Below are 23399 nucleotides of genomic sequence, written 5' to 3'. Positions count from 1 at the left end.
TCATCCGTTATATGCTTTTTACCGCACCTAAGCCGCACCAGAGTTACCCTGAAATCATCTAAAAACCAAGGTTTAACATACTGTAACCTTCTAATTGTGTTTAAAGGCTCCAATTGAAACTTCTTGATTTTTTCAAGGCCATTAGTTGACTTATGACAAGAGTTGAAAATTACTATGTAAAAGGAGCTAGAAAGCTAATGCCTTGATTTGATAGGATATCCTTGAACCTTTTATCTGGGGATACAACTACATATGTGCCTGGTCGGTAGTTTCTGTAAAGATTTAATTGACGCATTAGCTCTCCGGCCGATGGTATTTTGGTTTTTACTTCTACATAGATAGTCTCTGTTGATAGATCGGTTGCCCACTGGGGTATTGAGTAATTTGATATGTCAAATTGATCATTCCGATTGTAAGGTATTCCATTTATCCAAATGTCCTGATAGCTGTACGTGATTGCCATGTCAATAAATCCAATAGTGAACTTTTTAGAGTTGTGGCCTAGCTGATCAATGGCTTTCTCCCATTCTATTTTTTGTATTTGGAAAGGTTTTCTCTCAAGTTGTTCCTTTAAGCCATTCCACTTTTTTAATTCCCCAAGTAACTCATAGTCTGCTTCCGTTCGTTTTTTAGAGCTCATACGCTTTTCGAGTTCGGGAATACAATCTTTTAACTGTTGTTTGGTCTGTCTTATTAGTAGATCCAGATATCCGTCAGACCAGGGGGTGTAGAATAATCGGTTAATAGCAGAATGTGCGTTTTCTTGAAGCCATATCATGATTTCATCATGGCTACTCGTCTTTAAGTCTTTATCAAAGAATCCGAGCTGTTGAATAAGGGTTCTAGCTTTTGGTTCGGCCATCGTTCGCGAATGTGTTCGGTTATGTTCGGGAGGACGTACGCTAAGATTATGCCAATTCAATCGGCTGCTACTTTAGACCATTATGACCTTCATAAATGATCATATTTGAGTGGTCGTCTGCACACGATTTTTAAGAATGTGTCTTTGAGTCTCTATGTTAGAACAGATGAGGCACTTTCTTTAAAGTCAACTCTTTTAATACCGAAGTAATCTGCCAGCACATAAAGAGTACTTAGTGGAAGTATTTCCATATCCTTTAGACCTACTAAATGTTTGGAATAAGCCAATGATTCGAGATCGACCGCTTGCTGAAACAAGGATTTTGAAATTTCGGGCCTCAGTAAAAAGTCAGCAAGATCTTTGACAGGTATATCTTTTAGACTTTGGTCAAGCCACTTTCGTGTCCCTGTATCTCCTTTAGAAATCTTTAAAGTCAATTCCATAAAGTCTTTTCCTTTTGTTCCATATCTAAGCCCATTAATTAGCCTTTGACTTTTTTCCTCTTTGTCAAGAAAAGGCAGATTCTTCAAAATGAAGTCGACTATTATCAGAAAGTGTGAAGTGATTGCATAGGATAGTCTCAATGCTTTTTCTCGCTCACTTGGATTATGAACCACTTGCTCTAAAAAGTATTTAATGTCATTGAGGCATTGAATACATCCAGAAAAATTGAGTTTGGATAAAAGGCGACTTTTTGAATTTTGATATCTTCTATTCCAGTTGTCAGGTTGTTTGATTTCTGATTGATTATTGGTCAGCTTCAGAAATTCTTCCTCAGTAAACCGAGTTGGGTCAAGTTTGAGTCTCTGTATAAAAGAGCCATCTAAAACTCCAACTTGATGTAGTTCTCCAAAATCTTTGATATCACGACTTCTATCATTAGTTGCGACTATACAGTCGTCAGCACCCAAGATTTCCTTCATTCCAAGGGTCCATAAAATTCTTTGTAAAGCTTTTGGAGATGCACCCCTCTTTGAATCAACAATAATTCGTTTTCTTTCCAATACACTTGGACGATTGTAAAGCCATAGATCAACATCGGTTACATTTTTTTCTTTAAACCAAAAAATACATCCTCTAACGACGTAATAACCAATCTCCTGAAAATAACTTCTTAGAAGTTCCTCAGTCTTATATCCTTTATTTAGTGATTTATCAGTCATAAGTTCTTAGTGCTTCAATCATATCGTCAATGACTCTTCGGTCCGGTCCTTTTCTTAATTTTGTTCTGGCTATTTCTGGTTCTGTATATGCAGTCACACTTGAGCCGAAGAACTTTGAAATTGCTGTTTCGTAAGCCTCACCTTTCTCTAGTACAGATTTGGCAATTCTACCCACCTCTTTTTTCAAAAGTACCATAGAAAAGTGAGTTTGACTTGTCTGTGTTATCTTCACAACACCTTTAGATTCGAGATACTTGTAATCCTGTCCTATTGCAGGGGCAGGTCCAACTGAATGACCATCAATAAGTCTCTGTAAAAGTGCTCCGATCATTGTAATCCTTCCCCTCTTGTCTGAACTAATCTTCATTCCGTAAGTAAGAGACGAAACAAGGGCTTTTGCATGATCCAGGGCGTCATCTTCAAATGGGTCACCGAACATTGAGAATGCTGATGGTCTTGTTAAAAACTCAACCTTCTCGCTACTGTTACTTACTGCGTTAATGTCAAACATTCCGACACTCTGTACTTTTTGAACGAGAATTTTCCCACAAATTTCGATTGCTTTGTGTAAGGAAACACAACCCTCTTTGTCCAATAGATGATTTATTTCTAATATTTTTTTACTCTCGTTAGTTGATAATGAACTTAAAACAGCATCTGTCTTCTTAATATCTTCTCTTCTGAAAAGATTTCCATTGAAAATAACCTTGTTTTGAGGATCAAGAGATTCTGCATCTATCAAGCCAATCGACTCTCCTTCAATAAACAGCCTGCTTACTTGTTTCTTATCTATCTTGAAGGTGTCACCAATTTTCTCTTGAAGTAGGGCTTCTTTCATGGGAGTTTCAGACACTAGGTCACTCATCGCTATGGATGCAGATTGATAGTTGTCAGCTCCCAACTCAGACTCGAAGACATCTGCAGCCACATTTAACATGCTTTCATTAGTAACCCCTAAGACAGCAATATCTCCGGATTGACTTCTTTTTATGTAACCAAGATTCTCGAACTTTTCTAAATAGAATGGAAGTTCGACTTTGGTTTGAACATTTGAGAGTTTGGAAATAATATGAACTTTGTCCTTTGATACGACCGTTTCGTTATCCTGTGATAGGGCCGATAACAAGATTCCAGCTTTCCCTCCAATTAGGACATCTTCAAAATTTCCAACACCTTCAGCTTGTTGAATTTTTTTTGCATGGTGTATGAGCCATGCACCTTTCTTTTTTCTCTCCATTGTGTGTATTATCAGCTGAACTAAGTTATGAACTTACGATGAATTTTGCTGTTTGAGGTAACATCAAGACTCTTTTCCTAACAGGAACCTAAATGAAAAGACTGACTCTTTGCAGGAATTCTGTCTAATTGCGAAAAACCAAGTTGGATTTCTTTTTCAACCTAGGACCGAAAAGATACATTGATGCACATTGACCTATGGTTTATTTTCAATCTTAGTATTGATAGCCATACTCATGGATATGCAAGGTTAGCTGTATTCATGCTTTTGAACTTTTTAGGGGTTGAGACCTTCTTCGCGCTTAACCATCCAATGAATTTGGTCAACTTTGGCCATATATGATCTAACAGATTTTGCTAAGTCGCTGAGGTTTCCATCATCCAGATATCTGATAGTTAGTTCATCACTGACTTTCAACAGAATTCGGTATGCCTGATTTACTCTGGATTTGAGAAGTTCACATCGCTCATCACTCATAAGGTTATCCTCTTCCTCAATCAATAGCCTGTCTATAATAAACTCCTCTTTGGTCAAGACAAATTGGCTTCCAGTTTCGTACATGGGTCTGAAGCCTAACTTAGTTGCGACACTTTTAGAGTTTTGATGGTTTACAGGCCCAATTCCTTCACTGATAGATATTCTTTGCTCTTCTCTTTCCAGAAATAAATAAGGCAGAATGGTCACTCTAAGTGCATTTGTTAAATACCCCTTTTTGCGGTATTCTTTGAGCATGTACCAATGGAGATCTGTACCCATATCCAAAATGGCGCCTACATAAATGTCTTTTTCATTTTTAATAAAGAAAAAATGGTGTCGATCAAAGTTCGCAACAACACCATCACCTGGATTGTTTGGCCATACAATTCCTTCGTCCACCGTAGAGCTTATTTGACGTGTAAAGATCAAATCTTGATTCTTTTTCTCATTTAGCCAGGATATATACTTCTTAATCTCCTTATTTCTCATAACTCGAACCCTCTGTTGAATTTATGAAGTGATTCGGTTCATGGAAAACTTTCCTGTACATATCAAATCATTATTGCATATTTCCTTTTAGATTTCGGAAAGACAGCTGATACTGCCCTGTTTCAAGAATAAAGACCATGAGAACGGTTACCTGTTATGATTTATTTCAAAAGGGATCACTCGCTAGCGTACTTTATTTTTGAGTTGATTTAAACTAAGAAATGAGCACATAAATGGACGTAAATATTTCAAAAGCAGCAGATCTTTTCTTCCCAAACCCATCTCTTGAGTTGGTGTATTTTGAAGCTATTGCCAATGCAATGGATGCCGGGAGTACTAAAATAGACTTAAAGATTAAGGCAAATGACTTGCAGGACATAAATCAGTTTTCCGTAGAAATAAGTGACAATGGTGAAGGTTTTAGGGAAGATAATTTTAACAAGTTCAAAAAACTACTCGAAACGGAGGAGAAAGACCATAAAGGTGTTGGTCGTTTAGTATTTTTGAAGTACTTCAGCACTATAGATGTTGAGAGCTACTATGATGGAAAGAAAAGATCATTCAGGTTTGACCGCTCTTTCGATGGGGACTCTCAAATCGAAAAGACCGCTGAGACGCAGTCAGGTTCGGTATTGAAATTCTCAGGTTATAAGAAGGATAAAATCAAGGCATACAACTACCTGAGACCTCTAGCCTTAAAAAGGTCTATTTTGCTACATTTTTTCCCTTTACTATATCAAAAGAAACTAGCCAATAAAGAACTTGTAATTTCTATTTCGCTTGAAACCACTTCACCCAAACCAGGTTATCATTATATCCCAGATTTTCAGTCGATCAAATTGAGCGATTTGCCTACTCTTCAAGTGAGTTCATTTCATGATAACACTCTTTCATTGATAGATGAGTTTCATTTGTACTATTCGATAGAAAAAAAGGAGCAAATAGCTGAAGAAAGCATGAGTATTATTGCAGTCTGCGTGGACAACAGAACTGTAGAAATGAAAATACCGGGAGGGGATTCCTTGCCGGAAGGATACGAGCTTATCTTTTTGTTAATTTCTGATTACCTCACTGGTAGAGTAGATCCATCCAGGCAACAACTTGACTTGCCTGAGTTCACCATAAAACAATTAAAAAATGTTTTTAAAAAGCATGTAGGCGATCTATTGAAAGAGCATATTCCTGAGATTTCAGAGAGAAATGAGCAACTTAAGAGTAGCCTAGAAAGTAAGTACCCACATCTATTTGGGTATTTCAAAGATGAGTCCATAGGTATAGCTGATAAAGCAATGAGTCTAGAGGCAGCTCAAATGCGTTTTTTTCAAGATCAGAAGAAGATACTTGAAGCGACCCACCTTGATGATGAGCAGTATGAAAAATCTCTTGAGGTATCCTCACGGCTTCTTATGGAGTATATTCTTTATCGAGATTTTTCTTTAAAACGTCTGAAAGAAGCAACTGCGAGTGCAAATGAAGATGACATACATGATGTTATCATTCCCAAAGGCAGTTATGATCATAATGATGGTGATATAGAAACATTTTTTAAGAATAACATTTGGGTCTTTGATGACAAGTTTATGACATACTCCTCTGTATTAAGTGAAAGACGAATGGATGAGTTGTTAAGGGAAATTGCAGGGAATGAAGGTAATGTCAATTCGGATGGGACACGTCCAGATATTGCAATTATATTTTCGGATAACCCTGAGGAGGCTGAGAAGGTTGACGTAGTTATTATTGAGCTTAAGAAACAGGGAATTAATTTAGCCAAACAAGAGGAGGTAGTGAGTCAATTGAAGCAACGTGCTCGGGTTCTGAATGACAAGTATGCAGATAAAATCCAAAGAATTTGGTATTATGGGATAGCTGAGATTGATACCGAGTTTGAGAGGTCATTGCTTGAGGATGGATATATTCCTTTGTACTCAAAAGGGAAAATGCTTTACGGAGAAGAGTTTATTATTCCGGATATCGATAACAGATTTAATAAAATCCCAATCAAACTATTCGTTCTTAACTATGATGCTCTCATTAGTGATGCAGAAGCGAGAAATTCGTCTTTTATGCAGTTGTTAAAAAAGAGGATTGCCGAATAATACTGCGAAAACCTTAGTAATTATAACCTATTCGACTTACTGTTTCTAACTGAAAGTCGCTCAGAGTTAAGTTTGCTAATTATTTTGCGAAGTGTTCTTAATATCGAATTCTTCTATTTCCTTTCTTAAAAAAGTCAAATCAAGCTTTTCAATATTGTATTGATCCAAATGCATCCTGAACAGCATTTTTGATGTATTGGAATTCGAGTTGTCATTTTTTGCGGATTTGAGAATTTCAGACATTGTCGCCTTGCCACTTTTGACTATCTCGACTATTCTATCCCATGAATTCAAATCGACGATAAATACATTCTCAGGTGGAACGGACGAGTTTTCTCCTTTATCGTTATAGTTCTCTTTCGTTATTCTATGAAGTTCTATGAAGTGGCTCCAGAAGAGCTCCTTATAGGTTAAAATTATACCCCATTTTTCTTTCGAGTTATTTAATTGGCTTGCTACAGTTAAAATTTGCTCAAAATATGCTTTTAGGATTGATGATTTCAAAGAGTTATATAGGAGTTCATCAGTGGGGTTTACAAATGAGTAAGCTTGAAGCTCTGTTGCTTTGCATTCAATTAGAATATTCTCTTCTTCAACATAAAAATCAACAAGTTTGGATTGTGGCTGGAGGATTTTCTTGATATCTGATTCTGTCTTGTATAAGGCCTGCATTTCTCTTAATCCAAGCTCGACATACTTTTCAAGCCTATCACCAAATTCCGTAGTGAACTTTTCGTCATTAGCCTTCAGAAAGTCATAGATATAATAATTTGCAGTATGATAGAACACAGACTTATCTACAAGATGGGTTTCCCCTCGATACCACATGAATGGGAACATTGTGAAAAATGACATCTCCATGGTTTGCAAATCCTCATTTCGAATTTTGTGCTTGAAGCCCGAAATACTTTTTTCTGCGTTGGATGGGCATAGGGTCAATAAATTTAGAAAGTGTTTCACCTTGTTCCTATCAGTAATTTCTGCAACTAACTGTAAAAAGTGATCTTCTAATTTCCCATCAAAGTATAATTGCTTATCCCCTAGTTTCTCAATATTGATATAAATGAATATTATCTGTTCGATGAATAGAAAATCGCGAACTGAGAGTCCAGTCTTTTGCTTAAACGATTTGTCAATGTCGTATTTGCCCGTGATACTTACAAAAAGCTTTAATTGAGTCGCAAGAATCTCTGTATAGACTGTTTTCTGGAGGTAGAACTGTTGATTGTAGAGGATTTGAAAGGCCTTGTGTATTTGTTTACTTTTCAAAAAGCTTGAAACGTGCTGCGTATTAAAGTCTTGTACTTTGTTAAAAAGCCTTGAAAATTTCTCAGGTGTGAGCTTCTTACTTGGATAGTTCTGGCCGCCATATATAATGGTCCACTTCATTAAAGTGAAGACAAACCAAACAGGAAAAACTTCTTTTTTCTTCTGTTCGAGTAGGTTGAGACAAAAACCTAGCATTTCGTCTTTGGAGTACTCACGAACCCTGTTCTTAATGTATTTAAAAGTAATTGAATGGTCTCTCATAATGAACTACCTCTTATGGGGTATCGAGAAAGATACCTTGATGTTTGTTCCCACAGTGTTTGCCTAGGAATATAACAAGTAATTATGTCTACAACAGTTTAACCCGACCGTCGAAGCTACTTATTCTTAATAGGAGTATGATTTTGGAAATGATCATGATGAAATGCGTCTTAGTTCATTTTTTCTTTTTCTGGATACGGCTATTATTTTCCTAGACCATTAAGGGGTTTCTTCAAGACTGTTTACCTGTATGTTTTACAGATCACTTGTAAGTGTAAGGGAATCAAAGAAGTAGGAATTCCTAGCGAGGCTACTAACTTATTGTCTTTTCCTCTGCAATATTCTTTTAGATTGTTCTAGATAAAGAAAGCGTACTTTCATAGTAAGAGAAACTTCTGAACCTAACACACAAGTGGTTGAGAATAACTTGGTAAGCTCGTTTTGTATTACTACTTTTGTGTTTCAAAATGCAATAATATGTATGTAAAATACATATGGTGCTTTAACCTCAACCTGACCAATTTATTATTTAAGTATAGGGTATAGCCTATTATATCTTGTAGTATTATCCCATTGGGTTAGAGGTTTTGATAAAACAGTTAAAAGCATATTGGAATAGAAATATCAACTTATTTTGGTTGAAAGATCTTCTATGCTTAATTGTTAACAAAAAAATGAATATCGGCCTTCTTTCAATGGCCTCGTCTAGAGTATGGCGTAATTCACTATTCCTATTTATCCTATTCCTATCTTCTTTTTCTCTAGATGCACAAAATCCTGATATATTCTATTACGTATCTGACGGTAACAATCGTTTATATTCTATTAATAGAAGTACTGGGGCTGTTGTAGATATTGGGCCAACCGCCAGCAATATTGAGGCATTGGCTTATTTTCCCATTCCCGGTCAACAGACTTTGTATGCCGCAAACGGTGGTACGTTTGGGTCAGTCAATACGTCTACTGGCGCATTTACAACAATTGGAGATATTGATGGAGGAGGTACTGCGAATGGCTCAGATGGAGCACAGTCTTTGAATGATGTGGATGGTTTGATGCTCGATGGTCAGTCATTAGTCCTATGGGCTGTTCAACGAAGGAGTGGAGATCCAGATTTATTATTTCAGATTAATAGGACTACTGGACAGTTTGTAGCTGACGCATTCGGTACAGGGGTAGACTACTTAGAAATCACGGGTCCTGGAATTAATGTAGACGTAGATGATTTAGCTATAGACCCTACAACAGGAGAGATTTACGGTAATACGAATAGTGGCGGTACTGGCGATCAACTATTCAGGGTGAACAGCGCTACGGGGGTCTTTGAAATTATTTCAACATTAAGTGAAAATGATATTGAAGGTTTATCGTTCAGCAATGATGGTCGACTTTATGGATCAGATGGAGGTTCAGAAAACAGATTAGGCGAGATTGATATTGCAACAGGAGTCTTTTCAAATTTCCAAACCTTTACAGGAGCTTCGGATGTCGAATCTTTGGCAGCTCTAGTAGCGGACGCGAACTTAATCTCGGGAACAGTATTCGATGATACGGACAGAAATGGTTTAAATGACGATGGGGCAGGTGGTATCGAAGGAGTAACTGTTTATTTGTATTTAGATCAAAACAATGACGGTCAGATTGATCCAGAGGATTCAAGAATTCAATCTACAGTGACAGATGTTAATGGTGATTATGAGTTTTATTATGTCACCACAGGTACTTTACTTATGTCAACTGACCCAGCAACTTGGGATGCGGGAGGAACTACAAGAGCCATAACGACTGATAACTTAGAAACTGCCGTTTTTACCGATGGGGTGAACTTTGGAGAATCTGACACTGACAATGACTTTGGGCTAAACGACTTTATACCCGCTGAAGATTGTGATGGTGATGGCTTACCAGATTTCTTTGAAGGAACAATTGATTCTGATGGTGATGGTATACAAGACCAATGCGATCTGGATTCAGATAATGACGGTATACGAGACGATATAGAAGGGGCAGATGATTTCGACGATGATGGTATTCCAAATTATTTAGACAGAGACTCGGATGATGATGGAATACCTGATGCTGTCGAAGCCAATAGAGGAGTAATAAGAGCGGAATTTGTGTCTGCCGATGGTAATCTCACGGGAGCTGTTGGTACCAATGGTATTGTTGACACTATTGAGGGAGTCGCTGATGATGGGGTACTACCTGATCCTTTTAATTCAGACGCAGACATTTACCCAGATTATCTAGACCTAGACTCCGACAATGATGGTATTTTAGATATTAGGGAAGGAGGTATTTCAACAGACGTGGATGGAGATGGTCAAATAGATAATCCCGTAGATGCAAATAATAATGGCTATGCCGATTCGCTAGAAGTTCCTGGGTTTTCATTACCAAATACCGATGAATCTACTTATGAGACTCCAAATGGATTAACCCTACTACCCAATTACATTGATATAGATTCAGATGCCGATGGAATTGACGACACTAGAGAAGGACAAAGTACTTCTGGTTATGGTTTCCCGAGCATTATTACTGACGTTGATGAAGATGGTATCATCGATTTTTGGGATGTTTCCTCAGGCCTAAATCCGATAATACCATTTGATAATGATTTTGACGGCACACCAGATTATATTGATATAAATTCCGATAATGATACTGAAAGCGACTTCATAGAAGGGAATGACGCTGATTTTAACGGAGTAGCTGATGAGGACAATTCTGGCGTGGATGCTAATGAGAATGGTTTGGATGATGTCTTTGACCCCGGTTGTGTAGTTGCAGGAGCTTCTACGGATTTTTCACTATCCGATCACGCAGAAGAAGACAATACAGACGGATCAATAGATCTTGGAAGCAGTGACCTTGAATTAGTAGACGAATCTAATAATCAAACTGTTGGCATCCGTTTTACCAATGTTACTATTGACCAAGGAGCTTCTATAGCCGCCGCTACGGTTCAGTTCCAGACGGATGAAACTTCAACTGGTGCCCTCACCATAACCATTGAGGGTCAACTTAGCGATAATGCTGCTGCCTTTACCACTGCGACTAATAATGTTTCTAGCCGTACGCGAACAATGGCTTCTGAAAGTTGGAGTCCTGCAGATTGGAATACAGTTGGCGAAGCTGGTAGCGATCAGAGAACTGTCGATATTTCTTCTATTATTCAAGAAATTGTGGGTCAACCAGGTTGGTCAAACGGTAATTCTCTTGTTTTGATCTTTACGGGACCATCTGGCACAAGGACAGCCGAAGATGATCCTACCATACTTTCAATCTCTCTTGCAGGCGGACCTGCACTTGTCTGTTCATCCAACGTAAGCCTTCCAGATGAGGATTCTGATGGAGAATTTGACTTTAGAGAAACTGATGGAGAAACTGATTCTGATTTTGATGGGATTCCAGATAGTATTGATATCGATGACGACAATGATGGAATTACAGACATCGATGAAGGTGGACCTTGCACTCCTTCTTTAGAAGTTGATGTATCGTTATCAGGTACAGGTACTTATACCGTAGTTGGTGATGGTCAGGTAACAATTTCTATTAATGGTGGAGATGGTGGAGGAGGATCCGCTACTGCTGGTGGCTCAGGTGCTACCATTACGAATGCAGTATTTAATGTATCAGATGGTGATGTGATTCGCTACGTAGTAGGGGCTGGTAGTTCAGGTACCGGTTCGAATTCGGCAGGAGGTGCAGGTAGTTCGGGTTTATTCATTAATAACACGCTGATGATGGTTGTTGGTGGTGGAGCCGGTGGCGATAATAGTGGTGGAGCCGTTGGTTTAGGAGCAAATTCAGGAACTGCAGGTGATACAGGTACAGGAACTGGCCCCGGAGCCGGTGGTACTTCTGGATCTGGTGGCGGTGCGTCATCAACTGCTGGTGGTGGCGGTGGTGGTGGCGGTATCAACGCTGCTGGAACGTCGAATGGAAGTGGAGCGACAGGCGGTGCTGCTGCTGATTTGACACCTGGAGACGGTGTTACATTAGTGGCTGGAGGAACACCTTTAGGTGGTGGCTCGACAGCTGGAGGAGCTGGTTTCACTGGCGGCGGCGGTGGGGCGGATGGTTCTTGGTCAGGTGGTGGCGGCGGCTATTCTGGAGGCGGTGCAGCGGGCGACGCAGGTAGTGCCGGCGGTGGCGGTTCCTTCTTGAATACTGCTGATCCAGCTTATGTCTCAGGGTCAGTTACGGCTGGTACAGATGGTGGAGGTGGTGCCGCTGGTGCCGCTGGATCAGATGGTTTCTTAACTATTTCTTTTACTTGTTCAGCGGCTGATGTTGATACTGATGGGGATGGCATTGTCGACAGATTAGACTTGGACTCAGACAACGATGGAATATTGGACATTACAGAAGCTGGTGGTGGTAGTTTTGATGCAGATAATGATGGACGAGTAGACAATTATATAGAAGGAAATGGTCCCGATGGGTTGGCAAGTGTTTTTGAACCACTTAGTGGCAATAGTTCAAATTTACCAAACCTAGATACTGATAATGATGGTCTAAAAGACTTCAGAGATTTAGATTCTGATAATGACGGTCTTTTCGATATTCTAGAAGCCGGCGGATTAGATTTAGATACCGATGGTCGAGTAGATGATGATACTGACGGTGATAATGATGGTATTGCCGATGATTTCGATATCAACAATAGTGGTAGTCCTTTAAGTGATCCAGATTCTGATAGCGATGGCTTCCCCAATAGAGTAGATATTGACAGTGACGGTGACGGTATTATCGATATTATAGAATCTCAAGCAAGTACGTCATCTCCAATATTACCTACAGGAAATGATAATGACAATGATGGTATTGACGACGAGTTCGATGATGATGATGGAGGAACACCAACGGTACCTGTTGATACAGATGGAGATGGCACACCTGATTACCTAGACTTAAATTCTGATAATGATGGATTAGTAGATGCAGTAGAAGGTTGGGATACCAATGGAGACTCATCACCAAACACCACGGCTTCTGGTGATGATACTGACAATGACGGGTTGGATGATAGTTACGATAATGTTGTCGGTCCGAATAGTACGACTAATGTCTATGATACCCCTGGAGGAACTGATAGTTCCGATGACTACCCTAACCAAACCACTAGCGGTACGGCTGAAAGAGATTGGCGTGAAGAAAATATTATAGATACCGATCTCGATGGCATCCCTGATTCAGACGATATTGATGATGATAATGACGGTATTCTAGATATCTTCGAGGCTAATTGTGCCTCTACTCCTTCAAGCCTTACCAATAGTTTGAACTATCAGTTTTTCGATGGAACATTTACGCCAACTGTTGAAAATATTCCTAACAGCAGTGCCCTTGGGTCTGGCACAGTTACAGATTTTCTTGTCAACGACCTTCAGGCATTATTAGATCCAGGAGATGCGGATACTTATGGGATAAGGTATTATGGTTTTATAGAAATTTCCACAAGCGAAACATATACTTTCTTTACTTCAAGCGACGATGGTTCTAAGCTCTTTGTCAATGGTACCGAAGTGGTCAATAACGATGGGGATCATGGGGACATAGAGGCTTCAGGTGCCATAGCATTAACTCCAGGAATCTACGGCTTTGAGGTACTCTTTTATGAAAATATTGTAGGGGCTAGCCTCACTGTTTCTTATGAATCTGCTACAATAGCTAAAACAGCTATTCCTTTTTCTGTATTAACTGCCGAGGCAGATTGCGATACCGACGGTGATGGTATTGTGGATAGGTTGGATCTGGACTCAGACAACGATGGGATTTTTGATATAGCTGAAGCAGGAGGAACGGATGTTGATCAAGATGGACGAGTTGATGATGATACAGATACTGATCTTGACGGTTGGGCTGATACTTTCGATAGTGATAATGGTGGAACAGCACTTACCGATGCAGATACAGATGGTGATGGTTTTAATGATAGAATCGATATTGATAGCGATGGAGATGGCATAGTCGATGTGATTGAATCCCAAGCGACCACAGGTACACCTATTGTTCCAATTGGAGTAGATTCTGATCAAGATGGTATAGATGATGCTTTTGACATAAATTGCGCTCCTTGCGGTGGTACCACTGGCGTGCCAACGGTACCGGTCAATACAGATGGAGCCTTTGCATTTTCTGATACAACTCCCGACCATTTGGACACCGATTCTGATAATGACGGATTAAATGATATCATTGAAGGTTGGGATACCGATGGTAATTTTGCGCCTAATGTGGTACCACTAGGAACCGATGCTGATGCTGATGGTTTGGATGACGCTTTTGATAATGTGGCTGGGTTAAATTCCACCACCAATGTCAGCAATAATCAATCTGCCAATTCATTTCCAGATGTTACCACTTCCGATAAAACAAGCGAAAGAGATTGGAGAGAAATTAACAATGTTACCTGTGCTCCTGGCGAGGTCGATACTAATCTTATGTTATGGTTGAGAGCAGATGAAGGAGGTACAAACTGGCTTGACCAATCCAATAATTTTGTCTCTTTAATTCGGACAGGTACCGCCACCGTTGGTTCGATGAACTTTAACCCTACCAATGTTTTTAATGGAAGTACTTTTTACACTTCGGACCTAAGTATAAATGCAAGTACTAACCCAGATCTCGCGGTGATCACTGTTTACAGACCAAGTGCAGATGATGCTGGTGCCGTTTGGGGAGAAAATGATGGTAGCTTCGACAGGTACCAGCAAGACGTATCTGGAGAGAATAACGCAGTCAGTAATGGAACTGGGGTAGAAAGTGATATTGCAGGCCTTTTCTCTAATGGAAGTACGACTATTTCAAGCGTTATTTTTAATGAGGATGCAAGTAGCGGATCTGAGGTTTTCGTTAATGGAGAAAGCTTCTTGAATTTCACCGCTGACCACGGTTCAGAATCCTCAAACAACTTTCAAATAGGTGCAATTGGTACCGGAACGAATCAATTTAATGGAGAAATAGCTGAGGTAATAGTTTATAATCAATTGTTGAGTACGCCAAACGACAGACAGAAGATTGAGAGCTATTTAGCCTTAAAATATGGTATTACGCTATCCGATGACACCGATGGTGATGGTAATGCACAAGAAGGAATTGAAGGCGATTATTTATTGTCAGATGGGACAACTGCTTGGGATGCATCCGACTTTTCTAACTTCCAAAATAATATAGCGGGAATTGTTCGTGATGACGAAAGTTGTTTAGTCCAACTCCAGTCTAAAAGTGAAAATTCAGATGCCATTGTTACTATCGGTCTAGACGACAACGATGATGGTTTAGAGTCAAGCAACGCATTGAACGAAAGTGCTTTTGGAACAGACTTATCGGCACTGGTTTGGGGACATGATGGAGCCGCTCTATATGATATCAATAACCAAGAATTTGATAACTCGCAAGTAAGAACTAGGCTCAATAGAGAATGGAGAGTTCGCGAGACTGGTACCATCGGAACGGTCAATATTATTTTTGATGTCGGTAATTTGTTGGGGCCAGAAGGTGTTGGAACTAATGATGAATCAGAGATTCTCTTGTTAGTGGATGCCGATGGAGACTTCAGCGAAGGTGCCATTACTGTATCTCAGTCGTTCGAAGTCAACGATGATGGAGAAGTCATTTTTCAAGTAGATTTATCCAATGGTGTCTTTTTCACCTTAGGCTCTGGTGAGTTGGGTGCTTTACCAATCACATTGCTGTCATTTGCTGCAAGTTTGAATGATGATCAGGTCGACATTAACTGGTCAACTTCTGCAGAAATTAATAATGGTTCATTCCGAGTAGAAAGGTCTACGGATGGTATAAATTTCATCATCATTCAAACTATTGCTGGAGCAGGAAATTCCAATGTAATCAACGAGTACTCAATTGTTGATCCTAACCCTGCTGATGGCTTAAACTTCTATAGACTAGTGGATATTGATTTTAATGGAATCGAAAATCTATCAGAAATAGTATCTGTGAGATATACCAAAGAATACTCTATTCCAAAACTTTATCCTAATCCAGCACAACCAGGCCGTGATGTATTTATTGATATACAAGAAGAATTAGAACCAAGTTTGGTCAGGTTATATAACGTGAGCGGTAAACAAGAAAGCGCGCTAATAATCTTGACACCAAAAGGCCTTAAGATAAATACATCGAAGCTGGTTAAAGGGATTTATGTTGTAGTTGTTCCCGTGGAGGGTCAATTGGTTCGATTCAAGTTATTGGTAACAGATTAGCCAAAGCTCACCCTCGATTCTGAATACAGGTGATAAATGGCCACAACCGAGCGGATGTCATTTGTTTGCCCGTAGTACTCAAGGCCGCTTGTTTCAATAGCGGCTCTATCTCGGACATATTCAGGATAGTAATTTTGATCTTGATCGTCCCAGACCACCAACATAAACTCTGAATTCAATTTGCTGGATCGGCCTGCCTCAAGCCACTCGTCAAAAACGTCCTCGTCTAAGGACTTTCTGTAATCAGGACCATCAAACATGAAAAGAGTGTTTAGTTGACACTGATAACACTTACTTGGAAAACAAGGACTGCATTGGCAGGAACATTAGTAGTACCTAATCTGCCATAAGCCAGTTCCGAAGGAATTCTAATAAACCCACTATCACCTGGTTCAAAATAGGAAAGGGCCATTAAGAACCCTTTGATATAAGGCCCACCAATGAGTTGAACATTAATTGGCTCTTTTCTACGGAAAGAACTATCTACCTCCTTACCACTCATGGTGTAAGTGGCATAGTTAAGCATCATGTTTTTACGACCATTTATAGGCTGATAGATCTGTTTACCCTTCGTTTTGTAATAAGAGAGACCATCTCGGACCAAAAACCATTTCATATCGGCAAACTGCTTACTTCTAAGCTTTTCAACCGCTTTTTCAGGGTTAAAATCTTTTAAAAGCTTCCCATCTTCGTCCCATTCTTTTACTTGAATTAAAATACCACGCTTGTCATACTTCTCTTCTTTCTGAATTTGGCCACTTTCATACCAAAACTCGTGTTTGCCAGTTTTACGCCCTTTTTTGATCTTGCCCTGATACTTTTTTGCCCCACTTTCATAACGTTCGGTAATTTTCTGCGCATGAACGTTGATACTTCCAGTAGCTAAAAAAACGAGTACAAGTGTAGAGTAGATGAATGCTTTCATATGCTTATTTAACGCCTTAAAACTAATAAGTTTCTACCAAATTCTGATAATTCCACAAACGGAGCATTTCAAGAATTAACTACCATGTCATAAACTTTTTCTACCTTTGGCTCACGCAAGGGTTTTCTAAGTCAAGTTGATTTAGAAATTAAAAGGGAATCAGGTGTAAGTCCTGAACAGTCCCAGCTGCTGTAAACCCATTTTTAAGGTTTACTGAAATTTGCCACTGTCAGTGAATATTACTGTCGGGAAGGCTCAGTAAAACCGGGGAAGTCAGAAGACCTGCCTTTGTTTTTAAGAATTAACACGCTTTCTGAGGAAAAGCCAGCGTTATGAAAAGAAACAAAAACGAGATTACCCATCTCAGGGCGGATAATACCCTGACGTGGCTTCCAGTCTTAATACTAGCTTTTTTAGTAAGCTGTACTTCCCCAAAAAGTAATAGTGATTTAGCTAGTGATTTCGATCCCCAAAAAGACTATTTCCCAGTAAAAACTTCGATTGACTATGCGATCGGTTTCGATATTGTCTATCATAAACATTGGAAGGAACTCCAAATGTTTAGGCATTACAACGACTTTATCGATACAGTAAAGTTTGCTTTAGTCCAACGCGACACACCAGCACCCGATGGTTTTGCTAAGGAACGAATTGTTAATATTCCTGCCCAAGGTCTTGGGTCATTATCTACCACTCACTTGGGTATGTTTGACCTGTTAGATGCTTTCGATCAATTAAAAGGAGTTGAAACTGCTCAATACATCAGTAATAGTCGAGTAAAAAGCCTTGTTGAGACAGGCGAGATCACAGAATTGTCTCCCGCAGGTATGCTCAATACAGAATTAACCGTGTCATTGGGTATTGATGCACTCCTTGGTGTAGGCTACCCTAATTCTCAAAATGAAGCTTACCAAGAACTAGAAAATACTGGGGTGCCAGTACTACTCAATGCCGATTGGCAAGAGAAAGACCTTTTGGGTCGGGCGGAATGGATCAAGTTACTCGCGGTACTATTGAATAAAGAAGCACTAGTCAATGAACAGTTTGCCGATATGGTGAGCGAGTATGAAGCGGTTCTTCAAATTGTTAATAGTAATGTTCAAAAAGGGCCATCTACCATTACTGGAATTGCACAAGGCGACTCTTGGTTTGTGTCGGGGGGTAAAAGTTTTGCCTATCACATTTTAGACCTAGCCAAAGTGAATTACCCATGGGCGGGCGATCAGTCTACGGGAAGTCTCAAATTAGACTTCGAGACGGTTTACCTAGAAGGACTTAAATCTGATTTTTGGTTGGTGCCAGGTGCCGTTAAGACGCTCGATGAAATTCTCCAAGCGGATGCACGATATGCCGATTTCAAGGCTTTTAAGAATAGGACCATATACAATATCTATGGCCGATATACTGAGGGTGGCGGAAATGATTACTACGAATCAGCAGTGGTAAAACCGCATATTGTCCTGAAAGACAACATCAAAATTTTTCATCCGGATCTCTTACCCGATCACGAGCTAGTCTACTACAACCGCCTCAAATAACCCATTTGAATCGACCTGAAACCATAATGAACAGCCCTAAAAACGGGGGGGTAAAGTGGCAGTTAATGATCATTCTGATCATAGTTGTTGTGCTATTGATTCTGCTTGATTTAGGCTTGGGTTCAGTGAGAATACCAACCAGTGAAGTAGCTAGAATTCTGCTGGGCCAACCGACAGAAAATGAAGCTTGGCAGGCAATTATTCTCAAAATTCGATTGCCAAGAACCATTACCGCCATACTGGCTGGCGCGGCGTTATCCGTTGGAGGATTACAAATGCAAACCCTCTTTAGAAACCCTTTAGCAGGACCCTCAGTTTTGGGAATTACTGCGGGAGCAAGTTTGGGTGTAGCGGCCGTTATGTTAGCCGCTGGTACCGCAACCACAGCCTTTACGGTCAGACAATTGGGCTTGGGTGGAAGCTGGCTCATCATACTTGCGGCGACCGTGGGCGCAGCGCTCGTACTTTTGGCAATTCTGGCCATATCCTACAAAATCAGGGATAATGTAGTGATGCTGATCGTAGGGATTATGGTGGCCAATATTACCATCGCGATTGTAAGTATTTGGCAGTATTTCAGTGACCCTGAACAAATTCAAGAATATATTTTCTGGACTTTTGGTAGCCTTGGGGGCGTTACTGCCGATCAACTATCCATTCTGAGTATCATCGTTGTATTCGGAATTTTCATGACCTTTTTATTGTCGAAGACACTCAACGCCCTTCTACTAGGTGAGGATTATGCCCAGAGTATGGGGTTGAATATTAGGCGGTCGAGAATTGGGGTGATACTTGTGACGAGTATACTTGCAGGTTCTATTACAGGTTTTTGCGGGCCGATCGGCTTCGTGGGCATCGCGGTACCGCACTTGACCAGAAGCTTTCTCAATACTTCCGATCACAAAGTTTTGATACCAAGTTGTGTATTAGTCGGTGCTATTCTGATGCTATTCTGTGACATTATTTCGCAAGTCCCCGGTAGTAACACTGTACTTCCAGTCAATGCCATTACGGCTATGATCGGCTCGCCCATAGTCATATGGATCATTGTGAAACGAAGGAATCTTAAGTCTTCTTTTTGATGGATATCGGCAAGACTATATTGAAAGCAAGTACGCTAACCATCGGTTACAAGGATAAACAAGTCCTTTTCAACTTAAGCCTAGAATTAAATCAGGGCCAATTAACATGCCTACTTGGGCCAAATGGAGCTGGTAAATCGACATTAATAAGAACGCTAACCGGAATCCAGAAACCACTTTCTGGTACAATTGAACTAAACGGTAAAAATTTACAGTCTTATAACCAAAAGCAGATTGCGCATCAACTCAGTTTGGTACTAACCGATCGGATGGCAACAGGAAACCTGACCGTTTATGCTTTGGTTTCTCTCGGTAGATTTCCCTATACAGGTTGGTTAGGAACACTCAATGAAGAGGATCAAAAACTCATTCAATGGTCGCTGAAAGTAACAGGGACGGCTGAATTTACTAACCGACATATCGGTGAATTGAGCGATGGTGAAAAACAGAAAGTGATGATTGCCAGAGCGCTGGTTCAAGATACCGACATCATTATTCTCGACGAGCCTACCGCCCATTTAGATTCACCGAACCGCATCGAGATCTTCCATTTGTTAAGAGAACTCACGCTGAAAACGGGTAAAACTATACTCATTTCCACACACGAAATAGATATGGCCATAGAGCATAGTGACAACATGTGGTTGGCCATGCCTGGTCAATCCATTTCGACTGGGTTACCAGAAGACTTAATACTAAATAAGTCTCTCGAAAACGCCTTCGGATCCGAAAAACTGTCATTTGACTATTTGAAAGGAAGGTTCAGACGAAATGAGGAGGAGCTAACCAACGAGTTTTCGATTACGGGGAGCCCTATTTATACAAAGTGGACCAAAAGTGCTCTGGAAAGAGCTTTTCCGAACGGTTTAAGAGAAGTTGAGATTGAGATAATCAATCGAGATGATGCCCCTTGCTGGACATTAATGAAAGAAAATAAATCATTTATAACATTAGAATTACTGATTAACTACTTAAAAATAAACAATGATAAAAATTAGATTGAGGGGAGCAATACTTGGTGTATTGTTAGGTACCAGCCTTTTTTCTTATGCACAAGAGAAAAAGGATACAACAGATTTAGGAGCAGTTGTGGTAACGGGAACCCGTTTTGTAACGCCAATTGAAAAGTCTGGAAAGGTCATCTACAAACTGACTGCAGAAGACATTAGAAAAACACCTGGTGCTACAGTTGCAGAATTATTGAATCAATTGCCAGGCATTAATATAGATGGTGCTTTCGGTACACCGGGAACGAACTTAGACTATAATTTAAGAGGAGGTAGAAATAGGCAAACACTAATTCTAGTGGATGGGCTTCCGATCAACGATCCATCATCTATAGCAAACGATTATGACCTTAGGTTATTAAATAGTGCTTCAGTGGAATACATAGAGGTACTAAAAGGAGGAGCAAGCACACTTTATGGTACTGGTGCAGCAGCCGGTGTGATTAACATAAAGCTGAAAGAGGGAACTTCAGCTAAACCTGAAGTGACACTCACGCAAACCGTTGGTTCTTTTGAAACGGGAAATACCAACCTAGATGTCAATGGAAGAAGCGATAAACTGAGTTATTTGGCAGGAGCAGCTTTTTCAACCAGTGAAGGCTTTTCGGCGGCGGAAGATACAGACCCTACCCAGACTTTTGGCGATGACGGATTTGAGCGCTATTCCGGTAGAACAAAACTTACATATGACTTTACGGAAAGCTTTAAACTTGGTGCTAATCTATCATATGATCGGGTGAGATCAGATTATGATGGTGGTGCTTTTTTCGACGCCGATAACACATTTAGCATTACACAAGTGAGTTACGGTTTGCAACCACAATACAACTACGAAGGTGGTCGAGCACAGCTAAAACTGAACTTTAATAGAGTAAAAAGAGAGTTTATGTCCGCCTTTCCGTCCAGTGCCTTAGGGAAAAACCTTCAAGCGGATTTTACGAACGAGTTTTTCTTTAACGATAAGATTAAAGCGATTGCAGGTATCCAATATCAGCGGTTTCAATTTCAAAACGGAGCAGAAGAACCAAAAGCTACCAACTTTGATCCTTACCTAAACCTTTCAGCTGATTTATCAGATGCATTTACTTTAAACGCTGGAGTCAGGTTGAATAATCATAGTGAGTATGGAAACAACTTTGTTTACAATTTGAACCCATCTTACCTATTCGAATTAAGTGAGAATGATAAGTTGAAGCTATTTGGCTCCTATTCTACAGCATTTGTGGCGCCGAGCCTTTTTCAGCTATTCGCATCAGGTTTCGGAAATACTAATTTGGACGCCGAAGAGACACAATCAATTGAATTCGGTGCTTCACTCTACTTAGGCGACAAGCTTACGTTAAATGTGGAATACTTTGATCGAACAGAAGAAAATGCGATTGAATTTGTCTCCCAATTCGATGGAATGGGGAATTTTATCGGCGGTGGATATCAAAATGTTAATGGTGAAAGACAAATCGATGGAATTGAGACCGATTTGGACTGGAATGTGACAGAAGATTTAAATGTCCAGCTTCACTATGCTAGCTACCAATTTGGAGATGAAACTCAATTTTATAGAATTCCAGATATTAAATACGGGTTGAATGTGGGGTACACCATCGCGAAGAATACGAATGTTAGATTGAAATATACGCACTTTGGAGAAAGAACGGCAGCCATATTCTCAGCGCCATTTTTAGTGTCACTGGATAGTTATAATCTTGTTGATTTGTCGATTTCTCATGAACTAAATGATGGTCGAGTGGTGCTTTCTGGTGCAGTAAATAACCTATTTGATGAAGATTTTGTAGGGGTTTATGGATTTGCAACTAGACCAGCTAATGTCACTTTCGGTGTATCCCTTAAGTTGTAATTGAAAGAGCAGCACAACATAACAAATAGCGGTTCTTTTCTTTGCTCTTGGAGTGGAGGAAAGGACAGCTATTTAGCCTACTGCAAGGCCATTGAATTAGGCTTATCACCTCGTTTATTATTCAATGTGCTGAATGAGTTTGGAGAAAACTCAAGGTCGCACGGTATACCAAAAGATATACTATATGCGCAAGCAGCTTGCCTGAAGCTTCCGATGGAATTCATCGCTTCAACTTGGACGGATTATGAGACCAAGTTTATTACCAGACTGAAAGAACTCAAAGCTGAATACGACATTGATCATGCAGTTTTTGGGGATATTGATATCGCCTCACATCGCGCATGGGAGGAGAAGGTCTCCGAAGCAGCTTCGCTAAAACCAATCCTTCCTTTGTGGCGGCAAGAAAGACTTTCGCTGGTTTACGAAATGTTAGAAATGGGTATTGAAGCTATGGTTGTCTCATGTCAGACGCATCTCGCATCCAGTATTTTAGGTAAAGTCATCAACCGTGATTTGGTAACAGAATTTCAGCGATTGGGCATCGATGAATGTGGAGAGAATGGAGAGTATCATACCTTGGTACTTGACGGCCCTCAACACGTAAGACCATTGAATATCCAAACAGGTCATTTTATTCAACATGAACACTATTCATTCATAGCCTTAGAACTATGATGATCTACTTTATCACAGGAGGTCAACGATCCGGAAAATCAAGTTATGCTCAACGGTTAGCTCTAGAGTTGTCGGATAGCCCTGTTTATCTGGCTACTTCACGGCATTGGGATAATGACTATGAAAAAAGGACTGATAGACATAAAGCCGATCGTGATGAACGTTGGACCAATATCGAGGAAGAAAAGCTGATAAGACCATTGTGATGGTATCAGGATTACTT

15 protein-coding genes and 1 riboswitch are annotated in these 23399 nt (G+C 40.0%); of the genes, 8 read left to right on the top strand and 7 right to left on the bottom strand.

The annotated features are described in order from the left end of the window. Positions 1 to 172: 172 nt before the first annotated feature. From BFP71_RS03365 to BFP71_RS03350, 4 genes are all read right to left on the bottom strand, one after another. The gene (locus BFP71_RS03365; RefSeq protein ID WP_069834025.1) at positions 173 to 862 is read right to left on the bottom strand and encodes a hypothetical protein; all 690 of its coding nucleotides are present in this window, start codon (positions 860 to 862) and stop codon (positions 173 to 175) included. Positions 863 to 1014: 152 nt separating this feature from the next. Beyond that, positions 1015 to 2025, bottom strand: coding sequence for a hypothetical protein (locus BFP71_RS03360; RefSeq protein ID WP_069834024.1), 1011 nt, complete (start codon positions 2023 to 2025; stop codon positions 1015 to 1017). Continuing rightward, the gene (locus tag BFP71_RS03355; RefSeq protein WP_069834023.1) at positions 2018 to 3262 is read right to left on the bottom strand and encodes a hypothetical protein; all 1245 of its coding nucleotides are present in this window, start codon (positions 3260 to 3262) and stop codon (positions 2018 to 2020) included. Before BFP71_RS03355 ends, BFP71_RS03360 begins: the two co-directional genes overlap by 8 nt. 276 nt (positions 3263 to 3538) lie before the next feature. After that, positions 3539 to 4228, bottom strand: coding sequence for a GNAT family N-acetyltransferase (locus tag BFP71_RS03350; protein WP_069834022.1), 690 nt, complete (start codon positions 4226 to 4228; stop codon positions 3539 to 3541). A 233-nt stretch (positions 4229 to 4461) separates the two neighbouring features. On the opposite strand from BFP71_RS03350, the gene BFP71_RS03345 reads away from it, so the two are divergent. Then, the gene (locus BFP71_RS03345; RefSeq protein WP_069834021.1) at positions 4462 to 6327 is read left to right on the top strand and encodes an ATP-binding protein; all 1866 of its coding nucleotides are present in this window, start codon (positions 4462 to 4464) and stop codon (positions 6325 to 6327) included. 75 nt (positions 6328 to 6402) lie between these two features. Here the strand turns inward: BFP71_RS03345 and BFP71_RS03340 are convergent, their stop codons facing one another. Next, entirely contained in the window at positions 6403 to 7857 is a 1455-nt protein-coding gene (locus BFP71_RS03340) for a hypothetical protein (RefSeq protein ID WP_069834020.1), read from the bottom strand. Between the two features lie 674 nt (positions 7858 to 8531). Here BFP71_RS03340 and BFP71_RS19470 point away from each other — a divergent pair. Continuing rightward, complete coding sequence (locus BFP71_RS19470; protein WP_141719663.1) at positions 8532 to 16094, top strand: T9SS type A sorting domain-containing protein; 7563 nt, start codon at positions 8532 to 8534, stop codon at positions 16092 to 16094. Here the strand turns inward: BFP71_RS19470 and BFP71_RS03330 are convergent. After that, positions 16091 to 16354, bottom strand: coding sequence for a hypothetical protein (locus BFP71_RS03330; protein WP_069834018.1), 264 nt, complete (start codon positions 16352 to 16354; stop codon positions 16091 to 16093). The genes BFP71_RS19470 and BFP71_RS03330 overlap by 4 nt on opposite strands. 11 nt (positions 16355 to 16365) lie before the next feature. Further along, the gene (locus tag BFP71_RS03325) at positions 16366 to 17019 is read right to left on the bottom strand and encodes an FKBP-type peptidyl-prolyl cis-trans isomerase (protein ID WP_069834017.1); all 654 of its coding nucleotides are present in this window, start codon (positions 17017 to 17019) and stop codon (positions 16366 to 16368) included. 102 nt (positions 17020 to 17121) lie between these two features. Beyond that, a riboswitch (cobalamin riboswitch) is annotated at positions 17122 to 17323 on the top strand. Between the two features lie 28 nt (positions 17324 to 17351). Between BFP71_RS03325 and BFP71_RS03320 the strand changes: the two genes are divergently transcribed. From BFP71_RS03320 to BFP71_RS03295, 6 genes are read left to right on the top strand one after another with little or no spacing between them, the layout of a single operon-like run. Then, positions 17352 to 18557 (top strand): ABC transporter substrate-binding protein, encoded by a 1206-nt coding sequence (locus BFP71_RS03320; protein WP_069834016.1) that lies wholly within the window; start codon positions 17352 to 17354, stop codon positions 18555 to 18557. Between the two features lie 5 nt (positions 18558 to 18562). Then, positions 18563 to 19639 (top strand): iron ABC transporter permease, encoded by a 1077-nt coding sequence (locus BFP71_RS03315; RefSeq protein WP_245701810.1) that lies wholly within the window; start codon positions 18563 to 18565, stop codon positions 19637 to 19639. Beyond that, positions 19639 to 20637 carry an ABC transporter ATP-binding protein gene (locus BFP71_RS03310; RefSeq protein ID WP_088124852.1) on the top strand — a complete coding sequence of 333 codons (999 nt, stop codon included), beginning with the start codon at positions 19639 to 19641 and terminating at the stop codon, positions 20635 to 20637. Before BFP71_RS03315 ends, BFP71_RS03310 begins: the two co-directional genes overlap by 1 nt. Then, complete coding sequence (locus BFP71_RS03305; RefSeq protein ID WP_069834014.1) at positions 20624 to 22501, top strand: TonB-dependent receptor plug domain-containing protein; 1878 nt, start codon at positions 20624 to 20626, stop codon at positions 22499 to 22501. Before BFP71_RS03310 ends, BFP71_RS03305 begins: the two co-directional genes overlap by 14 nt. Beyond that, positions 22502 to 23176 (top strand): Dph6-related ATP pyrophosphatase, encoded by a 675-nt coding sequence (locus BFP71_RS03300; RefSeq protein ID WP_088124851.1) that lies wholly within the window; start codon positions 22502 to 22504, stop codon positions 23174 to 23176. It abuts the gene before it with no gap. Beyond that, a complete protein-coding gene (locus BFP71_RS03295; RefSeq protein ID WP_245701809.1) occupies positions 23173 to 23382 on the top strand; it encodes a bifunctional adenosylcobinamide kinase/adenosylcobinamide-phosphate guanylyltransferase in 210 nt (69 codons plus the stop codon). The genes BFP71_RS03300 and BFP71_RS03295 overlap by 4 nt, the downstream gene beginning before the upstream one ends. Positions 23383 to 23399 lie beyond the last annotated feature (17 nt).

The organism is Roseivirga misakiensis, assembly GCF_001747105.1.
In the GTDB taxonomy this organism is placed as follows: domain Bacteria; phylum Bacteroidota; class Bacteroidia; order Cytophagales; family Cyclobacteriaceae; genus Roseivirga; species Roseivirga misakiensis.
This window is presented reverse-complemented; position numbering and strand designations above follow the sequence as displayed.